Below are 9,433 nucleotides of genomic sequence, written 5' to 3'. Positions count from 1 at the left end.
ATAAGAGACAGGGGCTGGCTACCGCATCGTGCGCGACGGTCCGTGCCGCGACAGCGGCGGTGGCGGTGGCGGTGGCGGTGGCGAGCAGACGTTCTGCACCCGCGAATATGCTCCGGTCTGCGGCCGCCGGCATGGCGAGATGCGTACCTTCCCCAATTCCTGCGAAGCCCGCGCCGCGGACTATCGCGTCGTTGGCGACGGGCCGTGCTGAGAACGCTGCGCCTTGTTGAGGACGACAGGCGTCAAGCCGTCGGCTTCACCTGGCGACAGTAGGCGATGAACTCGGACGCAGGCATGGGTTTGGCGAACAGCCAGCCCTGGCCGTAGTCGACGTCGCGCGCCGCGAGGTAGTCAGCCTGCGCCTGCGTTTCCACGCCCTCGGCAACGATCTTCAGCTTCAGTGTCTTGGCCATGTCGATGATATGCGGGGTGACGGAACTGGTGGCGGAATTCGTGCTGATCGTATCGATGAACGATTTGTCGATCTTGAGCGCATCGAGCGGCAGCCCCTCGAGATAGGACAGGCTGGAATAGCCGGTACCGAAGTCGTCGATTGCCACTGCGTGCCCCATTTCGCGGGCACGAATGAGCGTCGAGCGCGCCGAGTTGATATCGACGAAACCGCGTTCGGTCGCCTCGAGCCAGATTTGCTGCGGCTGGATCCCGGTGTGCTGCAATGCTTTCTCGATAATAGGCAGGACCCGCGCGGTGCCGACATCGGTTGCGCTGAGATTGATGGCGATGTGAAGCGAGCGATCGGCGACCAGGAGCCTGTTCAGGTCGAACACAACCATCGCAATGACCTGATCGGTGATCGCCGTGATCAGGCCGCTCTCTTCCGCCAGCGGAATGAAAAGATCGGGCCGGACCAGGGAGCCATTCGGCCGCTTCCAGCGCACCAGCGCTTCCGCGCCGATGCAATTGCCGGTCCTGAGCTCGACGATCGGCTGATAGTGGACGATGAATTCGTGCTTGCGCACGGCGATCTGCAATTCTCCCGAGGGCGAAAGCCGCCTTCGTGACAGCCACACAACCACGCCGATGATGAAGGCAGCCATGAAGGCGCCGAGCGGGAGCAGCATGAATTGCTGCTTGCGAACGCTGCCCAGGATCTGGCTTGTCGGTTCGGTGGCGACAGCAATCCAGTCGGTCCCGCGCGCGGTGGCAAATAGGAGATCGTCATCGATGCCTTCGCCGGGGCCGGCGATGACCTTCTCGATACGAGCAGGATTCGGGCCGTTCAACGCGCCAAGAAGGATGCCCGTTTGCGTCGTCAAGGCGAGCTGGACACCGGGATCGACGATGACGTCGACAAAGCGTACCGGATCGACAAGGACGTTGTGGTCCCTGTATCGCAGCGCCATCAGAAAATGGTCCTCACTTATCACCGGCTGCATGCGGGCGGTGACGGCCATGCCGTCCCTGGTGGTGAAGTCAGGGGTGGATTGCGCCACGCGCCCTTCGGTCGGTCCCCAAGAAGAGCATTTGAGCAGGCCGTTTTCGAAATAGCCCATTTCTTCGATCGGGCGCGTGCTGATGGTGAGTTGCCGCATACGGGCTATATGGTCCGCCGAACAGCGGATGCCGGTGAACTGGTCGATCTGCCGCAAAGCGGCGGTGGCATCGTTGAGCGAGATGTCGGCCCTGGCGATGGCGCGGCTGGCGAACAGCCGCAGCCGCTCATGTTCCTTTTGGACGGCCTGGGTCCAAGCGAGATGAAACGTCGCCGCGATGGGCACGATGGCGCCCAGCATGGCCAACACCACCGCCGTCACGATGATGCGCGACCTGTCCATGCGCCTCCTGCCTTCGGGTATGAGCGGCGATCGTGGGTGGTCGCCCGCAACGTCTCGGCCACCAATCGCGGCAGCGGCCCGGTTCAGGCGGATCTTAGGGCCTCGATCTTACGTGAACTTTAATGGAGTCGTGGGCAGCACCGCTGCTCTAAACCGGATAGGCGCCGTCGGCCGGGCCGGCGTAAAGCTCGCAGCCATTGTCGTCGCAGATGCGCAGGCGATCGGGGATTTGCGGCATGGCCAGCGTGTGGAACAGCGCGGTGGCGCCCTGCAGCGCGGCGCGCAGGTTCGGCGCCTCCAGCGATACCTTGTCGAGAGTGGCTTCGTCGGCGTCGCGCGACCGGTAGAACTCGATGACGAAATTCAAGCGCGCCTCCGTGGCAGAGCATTGCGCAGGCCTGTCCAGTCAATTCGCCACCTCACAGAGGACGACGGAAAGGGCGCACGAGGCGCGCCCTCCAGTTTGTCAGCCTTTCGACTTCGGCTTCAAGCTGCTCTCCGCCTGCTTGACCGACGAACCGAACGGGGAGGCGGGCTTTGCCACGACCTTGTCCTTCTTCGGCTTGCGTGTCTCGCGGTTGCTTCGCTGTTGACCTTTGGACATGTCGTGCTCCTGCTTCAGGTTGGCTTGGAGGTGGGGTCTCAGACGAGCGGGTTGCTGGCAACAACGGGGTTGTCGGCAACAACCGGATCTGCCGGTTCGAGATTGTCTTCGGTGGTGACCCGCTCATAGGTCTCCTGCTCGCTGCGGATGCGGTATTGCGGCGAACCATCCTTGACCGGCAGCCTGCTCTTGATCTGGAACAGTTCGGCGGTCTTCTGGACGAGGCCGGTGCGGCTCTTCATGCGCACGGTCTGACCGATTGCAAACTGGTGCGCGGGCGTGTCGGTGCGCGGGCGCGCATTCTGCTGGAAACGGATCATGCTGCATTCTCCCTGTCGCGCTTCAGCGCTGTTTCGAGTTCGAGGTAATCGATGGCGACAAGCTGGCTGGTGGGCGGGTTTTTCGCTGCCCTTGCCGGCAGATGGATGAAAGTGGCGACGCGGCGCCAGGCAAGCCGCGACATGCCCTCGATCAGCTCTTCGTCGTGATCGATGTCGTAGTCGCCGGCAGGCAGCTGCCCTTCCAGTCCGCCGAGCACGAAAGGTGCGGTGAAGTGCGCGATGGAGTGGGTGGTGCGGTCCGGCATTGTCTTACCTATGCAAAGCAGCGGTCCTGAAAACAAAAAAGCGGGGACGAGCCCCGCTTTCCTATTTCCGGCAGTCGCTGGAAATAAGCCGCTTTCGAGAGCTGCCAGTACATCCGTGGTCAGCGTTCATCGAATTCGGCCGGATCAGATCAATTGCAAATTGGCGGCCGACTCGCGGCCCTTGGTGTCACGCTCCAACTCGAACTGCAGCTTCTGGCCTTCGGCGAGGCCGGGGAAGCCGGCGCGCTCCAGTGCGCTGACATGGACAAAGACGTCCTTGCCGCCATCGGTCGGCTGAATGAAGCCGGTCCGGCCATTGTAGAACTTCACGGTTCCGGTGTTCATGTCGGTCTTTCGAAGAACGAGAATGGTCGCGCGGAGCGAATATGCCGCGCGCCCGGTATCGATGATTTGGAATGAGATTGGCGGGTCGAGAACCTCTGACGCCGCGAGATGCCAATTCTGGCCCAAAGCGATCCTGTACAGATAGGCCTTTGTTGTAATTTAATCAAGGCGTTTTAAAATAAAATTGGGCTTCATTCAAAAAATTGCGCGCTGTGACTATCAGAAAAATGATGATACAAATCCATACAATTCAAAAACTGTTTGAAGCTTAGCGGGAATAATTCTCCCGGTATTTTCATTTTTCTTGTGAGTTGAAGAAGGAGACCTCGAGATGTCCGTAAAGACGCCAACAGGCACCCCCGTAACGATCACGCCGGTCGCAAAGCCGGTAATGGCAAAGCCGATGGTTGTCCTGTCGCCGCGGCTGACTGTCAGAAGTGACGAGGCGGCAAAGCGAAGGATCGCCGACACCGATGGAACGGTTCGGCGTGCCAGGCAGGTTGCCGAAACCAATCGCCTGATTTGATCTTTCCGCACCGACGAAAGGACGAGACAGCAAGCGAAGCCTTGAACCTGGCGCGCCAATGGCCTAGATCGCCACAGGCGGATAAAACACGGCAGGTTTCCCATCAACAGAGATCAAAGACGAGCGGCGGGTGCGGGAGCCAGGTCTGGCGCAGGCGGACAGCCGCCGCTGGGCCTCGACCAGTATGTGCAGCAGGCGTTGCAACTGCATCAGGCGGGGCGCCGGCAAGAGGCTGAGACGATCTACCGGCAGGTGCTGGCGCGTCAGCCCAAGCATGCGGCCGCGGCGCATTTCCTGGGACTGCTGCTGCACCAGACCGGGCGCAGCGAAGAAGGGCTGGATCTCATCGAACGGTCGGTGAGCCTGCAGCCGACGAATCCCGATTTCCTCAACAATTTCGGTACGGTGATGCGCGACCTCGGCCGCCCTGCTGCGGCCATCGATTTCTTCCGCGGTGCGGTGGATCTGCGGCCGGACCAGCTCGCGGCGCGCGACAATCTCGGCTCATCGCTGAAGCAGATCGGCCAGTTCGAAGAGGCCGAAGAGATTTATCGCGGCACGGTTGCACGCAACCCATTTCACGTGCGCGCCCGCATCGGGCTTGCCGAAACCCTGCAGGAAGCCGGGCGGCTGGATGAGGCGCTCGCCGTCTTCCGCGAAGCGCTGGCGATACGCCCCAAGGATGCCGACCTGCTGCACGGGCTCGGCGTCGGGCTGATGGAAAAGGGCAAGCTCGACGAGGCGGTCGACCTGTTCCGGCAGGCGTTGGCGATCAACCCCGCCATGGCCACAGCCTGGCTGATGCTGACGCAAATCAAGCGCCAGAAGGAGCGCGACAGCGAGCTTGGGGGCATGGAAGCCCAGCATGCCAAAGCGCCGCAGGACAGCCTGGCACGCATGCAGCTGTCCTTCGGACTCGGCAAGGCGAATGACGATCTCAGGGATTATGGCCGGGCCTTCGACTATTTCGCCGAAGGCAATGCGATCCGCCGCAAAAGCATCAACTACGACCAGGCCAGGACGCGGGCCGAATTCGAGGCGATGAAGGCCACCTTCGATGCCGGCTTCTTCGAGAAGCACAGGCACAGCTCAATCAGCGACGACACGCCGATCTTCATCGTCGGCATGCCGCGTTCGGGCACGACACTGGTGGAGCAGATCATTGCCAGCCATCCGCAGGTCTATGGCGCAGGCGAGCTCAGCATCTTGAAGAAGGCGGTCGGCAAGCAGTTCCCGGCGACCATGCCGGGTGGCTTCCCATGGGGCGTATCGGATATGGGCGATGCGGATTTTGCCGAGGCAGGGCAAGCCTATCTCGACATGCTGCATGCCCGCTATCCGAACATGCGTCACGTCACCGACAAAATGCCAGGCAACTTCCTGCTTGTCGGCTTCATCCACATGATGATGCCGAAGGCCAGGATCATCCACTGCGCGCGCGATGCAGCGGCCACCTGCCTGTCGATCTACAAAGTGCATTTCCGCGGCGACAGCCATCGCTATGGCTACGATCTCGGCGAGCTCGCCGACTTCCACAATCTCTACACCGACATCATGAAGCATTGGCACACGGTGCTGCCGGGCGTCGTGCATGACGTACGCTACGAGGATTTTGTCGCCGACCAGGAAGGACAGACGCGGGCATTGATCGCTCATCTCGGCCTGCCCTGGGACGACGCGGCTCTATCGTTCCACGAGACCGACCGACCGGTTCGCACGGCTTCAGCCGCACAGGTGCGCCAGCCGATGTATCAAGGGTCGGTCGATCTGTGGAAGCGCTATGGAGACCGGCTGAAGCCGCTGCTCGACAAGCTGGATTAGCGCAACGCTATCTAGCTGATCGTGGCCTTAGAGATTGGCCTAAGCACCCGCGTCGTCATCCTAGGGTCTTCGCGACGGAGCTTCGCTCCTGCTTCGCCTTAGGATGACGAAGCTGAGAGGCTTCTTCTAATCTGCTACGGCTGCTCAAAGCTCAATGAATGGCTTGAAGCCACCGAAGATCATGCGCTTGCCGTCGAACGGCATGTCCGCCCAATCGGCCTTCAAGCGGGGATCTGCCATCACCTTGGCCATGACGGCATCGCGGCTCTCCCGCGACTCATAGACGGCCCAGGCGAAGACGACGATCTCGTCGTCCTTGGCCTGCACGGCACGCGGGAAGGACGTGACCTCGCCATAGGGCACGTCGTCGCCAATGCATTCGACATAGGCGAGCGCGCCATGTTCCCTCCAGATAGGCCCTGCGAGGTTGGCCAGCTTCTTGTAGTCATCGAGTTTTGCCTTGGATACGGCAAGTACGAAACCATCGACATAGGACATTTTGGATCTCCTCCTGGAAGTTCACAGGGCCTCACCGGCGCCGGCCGGTGAGGGGCTCGGGCCATCGGCGGCAGATCAGGCTTTCTTCACCGGTGCGTTCATCGCCCATTCGACGCCGAACGGGTCGCGCATATTGCCCCACTGATCGCCCCAGAACATGACCTGGAGCGGCACGGCGACTTCGCAGCCGGCATCGACGGCGCGCTTCCACCAGGCTTCGATGTCGTCGCTGCCGAGGTGAAGCTGCATGGTGTAACCCTGCGGCTTGACGGCGGGCATTCCGTTTTCCGGATAGAAATCGGAGAGCATGAGGGTCGAGCCATTGATGTGGAGGTGAATGTGCATGGTGCGGCCTTTTTCGTCCGCCGGGTAGGCAAAGACCTGCTCCGCGCCGAAGGCCTTCTTGTAGAATTCGGCAGCCTTGAAGGCGCCATCCAGCTGCAGATAGGGGGTCAATCCGCCGAGCACTTTGGCCGCGGGCTGAACGGGGGTCTGATCAGTCATTTGTTGTTCCTCTTTGCGTTTGGCCTTGCGAGCCATAGGACGGATCGGACGGCGGCGATCCTACATGGCGGCGAAATTTTTTTGGCGGTCGGCCCTTGATTATCCCGGACAGCCGCGGGCTCGAGCGAGAGGCGTGAAACGAACTTGCGTCGGCGGCGCCCAATCAGAGCGCAATTCTCTCGGCTCGCAGGCTAGAACAGATGGATCACGCGAACGCCTCTTCAACCCCGGGACGACAATGATCCTCTACTATCAAACCCACTCACCCTTCGCGCGCAAGGCGCTTGTCTTCGCCCATGAGGTTGGCATTGCCGATCGGCTGGAGGTCATCCATCATGAGACCAGTCCCACCTTGCGCAACGCCGATGTCTACGCCGAAAATCCGCTTGGCAAGGTGCCGGTGCTGTTGCGGCCAAATGCGTCGCCGATCTTCGATTCCGATGTCATTTGCGCCTATCTCGACACACTGCATGACGGCCGCAAGCTGCTGCCGCAGGACGGCGAGGCGCGCTGGCAGGCGTTGCGGCTTCAGTCGGTCGCCCAGGGCCTCGCGCAGACAGGCATCGCTTTGCGCTGGGAGACAGAAAGGAGACCCGAAAAGCTGCGCTATGGTGCTCTCGCCGACGGATACCGGGAAAAGATCGAGGCGAGCTACGACTGGATCGAAAGCGCGCTGGACGACGAGGCACCGCTCCATGTCGGCCACATCGCCTTGGCCACCACGCTGTCCTGGATGGCGTTCCGCCACCTGCCGCCTTTTCGCTCGCGGGCGCGGCTGACGCACTGGTTCGAGGCTTTCGAAAAACGCGTATCGATGCAGGCGACACCGCTTTCAGGTGATACGCATGACTGACTGGCGCCTCGCGAGGTCAGGGGCGGCGGCCGTTCTGCGCGTCGAAGACGTCCGGAAAGCCGATATCCTTGCGCAGCGAGGCCGGCAGCGAAAGCAGGATGCGCTCGCTGCGGTGACGAGCGCGCGCTGCCGCATACCGGGTTGCGACGCGACCGATGGATGAAAGAACCGACATGATAATTCTCCCTGGGTTGGCGCCGGCATCATCGTGTCGGCATCCCAAGGACGCGATGGGCTGAGGCTATCCGACAGACCGTCGAGATTTTTTATCGCGGCGTCTGATGGTCTGTCCGAATGCTGCCGTGCGGACCTACGCAACCCTGAGCGTAGGGATCGCTGAAACATCAACTTCACGCTCTGCGTGCCAAGCATCGAAAGCCGCTTGCATTCGAAGCCAGATCGCGGCGCCGTCGCCGAACAGCTTCCCGAGGCGAGCGGCCACAGCCGGCGAAACCGGCTTCTTTTCGCGGATGATGTCATAGAGCTGCTGCCGGGAGATCCCGAGCAGATTTGCAATTTCCACCTTGGTCTTTCCAGTTGCCGGGATAATGTCCTCAAGCAGCGCTCCCGGGTGGGAGGGACAACGCTCAATAGGACGCGTCGGCTCGTGCACGGTCATAAGTCGAACTTCTCCAGTCTGGCCGCCTCAATGATATTGCTCGAAATCGACGCGGGCAGCGTCCTTGCCGTCGAACTCGAATGTGATGCACCACGGACCGTTGACGTGGACCGTGTAGCGGATTGGATCGAAGCCTTTCAGCGGGTGGAAATCGAAGCCGGGAAGGTTCATTTCCTCCGGCTTCTCCGAAGCTTCCAGGCGGTCATGCCGGACAAGAATGCGCTTGTGCATCTTGGCGTCGATCTTGCCGGTCTTTCCAGTTTGAAAGAGGTCCGACAGCGCCTTGTTCTTGAAGGACTTGATCATCGATATATGTAAACAGATTGCTTACAGAAAACAAGGTCTGTAAGCAAATAATTTACATGCCAGTCGACCTCCGTTGGCCTCATCCTGCCGTTTCGGCCACTGAGCGGAAGAACTCCTCGGGGGCCTCGACTTCGGTCAGCTTTCGTTTGTCGATCAGCCAGAAGCGGTTGCCGATGGCGCGGATGAAGGAGCGGTCGTGCGAGGCGAGCACGCAGCTGGCCTGATGCGCCAGCAGTTCCGCTTCCAGCGCTTCCTGGCCGTCGATGTCGAGGTGGTTGGTCGGCTCGTCCAGCAGATAGAGGTTGGGATTGGCGAGCCTCAGCGCCAGCATCATCAGCCGTGCCTTCTGGCCGCCGGACAGCACGCCGATCTTTTTCTCCTGCATCTCGATGACCACGCCGGCGCCGGCCAGCAACGACCGTGCGCGCTGTTGGCCGACATCGTAGCGGCGTGAGACCAGCGCCAGCGGCGTGTCGTCGCCGCTGATGCCGGATAGCGCCTGATCGCTGTAGCCGAGCACCGTCGACGGCGTCACCTTCACATTCCGCACCGTGTCCGGTTCGACAATGGCATTGCGGATCAGGGTGACGAAGCGCGACTTGCCGACGCCGTTGCGGCCTAGCAGCACGATGCGGTCGCCCTGGCAGATGTGGCGCTTGCCGGTCCGAAACAGCAGCGTGCCATCGGGTGTTTCGACAGCCGCGTCATCGAGCGTGATCAGCACTTTGGCGTGGGTGCCGCGATTGGCCAGTTTTATGGGACCCGCCGACTTCTCGCGATGCGCCGGGTTCGCCGCTTCCTCCAGTTTTTCGGCCCGCTGGCTGAGTTGCCTGGTCTTGACCGTCAGCAGGTCGCTGCCTGAATTGATGCCGATATTGTTGAGCTTGGCCGCCTGCCGGCGCAATTGCTGCGCCACCTTCATGTCGCGCTGGAACTTGCGCTCGGTCGAGGCGTCGACCTCGTCGAGCGCCCGCC

15 protein-coding genes and 1 pseudogene are annotated in these 9,433 nt (G+C 61.3%); 3 read left to right on the top strand and 13 right to left on the bottom strand.

Annotated features, from left to right (window positions below; all coding sequences use genetic code 11):
- Window positions 1–13: 13 nt before the first annotated feature.
- Window positions 14–211, top strand: a pseudogene (locus tag EOB59_RS28070) (peptidase); the annotation flags it as partial.
- 31 nt (window positions 212–242) lie between these two features.
- On the opposite strand, the gene EOB59_RS28065 reads toward EOB59_RS28070, so the two are convergent.
- The 7 genes from EOB59_RS28065 to EOB59_RS35380 form a co-directional block, all read right to left on the bottom strand.
- On the bottom strand, window positions 243–1,796 hold the full coding sequence (locus EOB59_RS28065) for an EAL domain-containing protein (RefSeq protein WP_127809538.1): 1,554 nt from the start codon (window positions 1,794–1,796) through the stop codon (window positions 243–245).
- A gap of 148 nt (window positions 1,797–1,944) precedes the next feature.
- The gene (locus tag EOB59_RS28060) at window positions 1,945–2,163 is read right to left on the bottom strand and encodes a hypothetical protein (RefSeq protein ID WP_127294949.1); all 219 of its coding nucleotides are present in this window, start codon (window positions 2,161–2,163) and stop codon (window positions 1,945–1,947) included.
- 99 nt (window positions 2,164–2,262) lie between these two features.
- Complete coding sequence (locus EOB59_RS35385) at window positions 2,263–2,400, bottom strand: hypothetical protein (protein ID WP_164482279.1); 138 nt, start codon at window positions 2,398–2,400, stop codon at window positions 2,263–2,265.
- Window positions 2,401–2,438: 38 nt separating this feature from the next.
- Window positions 2,439–2,720, bottom strand: coding sequence for a hypothetical protein (locus tag EOB59_RS28055; protein ID WP_127323161.1), 282 nt, complete (start codon window positions 2,718–2,720; stop codon window positions 2,439–2,441).
- Window positions 2,717–2,986, bottom strand: a complete 270-nt coding sequence (locus tag EOB59_RS28050; protein ID WP_023809798.1) for a hypothetical protein — start codon at window positions 2,984–2,986, stop codon at window positions 2,717–2,719. The genes EOB59_RS28055 and EOB59_RS28050 overlap by 4 nt, the downstream gene beginning before the upstream one ends.
- Before the next feature lie 144 nt (window positions 2,987–3,130).
- On the bottom strand, window positions 3,131–3,331 hold the full coding sequence (locus EOB59_RS28045) for a cold-shock protein (protein ID WP_127323162.1): 201 nt from the start codon (window positions 3,329–3,331) through the stop codon (window positions 3,131–3,133).
- A gap of 219 nt (window positions 3,332–3,550) precedes the next feature.
- Entirely contained in the window at window positions 3,551–3,916 is a 366-nt protein-coding gene (locus EOB59_RS35380) for a hypothetical protein (RefSeq protein ID WP_164895774.1), read from the bottom strand.
- Window positions 3,917–4,055: 139 nt separating this feature from the next.
- On the opposite strand from EOB59_RS35380, the gene EOB59_RS28035 reads away from it, so the two are divergent.
- On the top strand, window positions 4,056–5,678 hold the full coding sequence (locus EOB59_RS28035) for a sulfotransferase (RefSeq protein ID WP_245486790.1): 1,623 nt from the start codon (window positions 4,056–4,058) through the stop codon (window positions 5,676–5,678).
- Window positions 5,679–5,822: 144 nt separating this feature from the next.
- Here EOB59_RS28035 and EOB59_RS28030 read toward each other — a convergent pair whose 3' ends face one another.
- Together EOB59_RS28030 and EOB59_RS28025 are read right to left on the bottom strand one after the other, a co-directional pair.
- A complete protein-coding gene (locus tag EOB59_RS28030) occupies window positions 5,823–6,176 on the bottom strand; it encodes a DUF1428 family protein (protein WP_023809794.1) in 354 nt (117 codons plus the stop codon).
- 75 nt (window positions 6,177–6,251) lie between these two features.
- Entirely contained in the window at window positions 6,252–6,680 is a 429-nt protein-coding gene (locus EOB59_RS28025) for a glyoxalase/bleomycin resistance/extradiol dioxygenase family protein (protein WP_127268665.1), read from the bottom strand.
- Between the two features lie 238 nt (window positions 6,681–6,918).
- Here EOB59_RS28025 and EOB59_RS28020 point away from each other — a divergent pair, with 238 nt between their 5' ends.
- On the top strand, window positions 6,919–7,533 hold the full coding sequence (locus EOB59_RS28020; protein ID WP_127268661.1) for a glutathione S-transferase family protein: 615 nt from the start codon (window positions 6,919–6,921) through the stop codon (window positions 7,531–7,533).
- A gap of 16 nt (window positions 7,534–7,549) precedes the next feature.
- Here the strand turns inward: EOB59_RS28020 and EOB59_RS28015 are convergent, their stop codons facing one another.
- From EOB59_RS28015 to EOB59_RS36790, 4 genes are all read right to left on the bottom strand, one after another.
- Window positions 7,550–7,708 (bottom strand): hypothetical protein, encoded by a 159-nt coding sequence (locus EOB59_RS28015; RefSeq protein ID WP_127268662.1) that lies wholly within the window; start codon window positions 7,706–7,708, stop codon window positions 7,550–7,552.
- A 135-nt stretch (window positions 7,709–7,843) separates the two neighbouring features.
- Window positions 7,844–8,152: a HigA family addiction module antitoxin gene (locus tag EOB59_RS28010; RefSeq protein ID WP_127268663.1), complete on the bottom strand. Its 309-nt coding sequence runs from the start codon at window positions 8,150–8,152 to the stop codon at window positions 7,844–7,846.
- 27 nt (window positions 8,153–8,179) lie between these two features.
- Window positions 8,180–8,458, bottom strand: coding sequence for a type II toxin-antitoxin system RelE/ParE family toxin (locus tag EOB59_RS28005; RefSeq protein WP_128289719.1), 279 nt, complete (start codon window positions 8,456–8,458; stop codon window positions 8,180–8,182).
- Window positions 8,459–8,537: 79 nt separating this feature from the next.
- A partial coding sequence (locus tag EOB59_RS36790) for an ATP-binding cassette domain-containing protein (protein WP_245486789.1) occupies window positions 8,538–9,433 on the bottom strand: 896 nt, incomplete at its 5' end.

Source organism: Mesorhizobium sp. M7A.F.Ca.MR.176.00.0.0, assembly GCF_004023165.1.
Taxonomy (GTDB): domain Bacteria; phylum Pseudomonadota; class Alphaproteobacteria; order Rhizobiales; family Rhizobiaceae; genus Mesorhizobium.
This window is presented reverse-complemented; position numbering and strand designations above follow the sequence as displayed.

Coding starts and splice junctions, on each gene's coding strand:
- EOB59_RS28055 (WP_127323161.1), bottom strand. CDS start 2,720: ATGATCCGTTTCCAGCAGAATGCGCGCCCGCGCACCGACACGCCCGCG.
- EOB59_RS28015 (WP_127268662.1), bottom strand. CDS start 7,708: ATGTCGGTTCTTTCATCCATCGGTCGCGTCGCAACCCGGTATGCGGCA.
- EOB59_RS28045 (WP_127323162.1), bottom strand. CDS start 3,331: ATGAACACCGGAACCGTGAAGTTCTACAATGGCCGGACCGGCTTCATT.
- EOB59_RS35385 (WP_164482279.1), bottom strand. CDS start 2,400: ATGTCCAAAGGTCAACAGCGAAGCAACCGCGAGACACGCAAGCCGAAG.
- EOB59_RS28065 (WP_127809538.1), bottom strand. CDS start 1,796: ATGGACAGGTCGCGCATCATCGTGACGGCGGTGGTGTTGGCCATGCTG.
- EOB59_RS28020 (WP_127268661.1), top strand. CDS start 6,919: ATGATCCTCTACTATCAAACCCACTCACCCTTCGCGCGCAAGGCGCTT.
- EOB59_RS28010 (WP_127268663.1), bottom strand. CDS start 8,152: ATGACCGTGCACGAGCCGACGCGTCCTATTGAGCGTTGTCCCTCCCAC.
- EOB59_RS28005 (WP_128289719.1), bottom strand. CDS start 8,458: ATGATCAAGTCCTTCAAGAACAAGGCGCTGTCGGACCTCTTTCAAACT.
- EOB59_RS28050 (WP_023809798.1), bottom strand. CDS start 2,986: ATGCCGGACCGCACCACCCACTCCATCGCGCACTTCACCGCACCTTTC.
- EOB59_RS28030 (WP_023809794.1), bottom strand. CDS start 6,176: ATGTCCTATGTCGATGGTTTCGTACTTGCCGTATCCAAGGCAAAACTC.
- EOB59_RS28025 (WP_127268665.1), bottom strand. CDS start 6,680: ATGACTGATCAGACCCCCGTTCAGCCCGCGGCCAAAGTGCTCGGCGGA.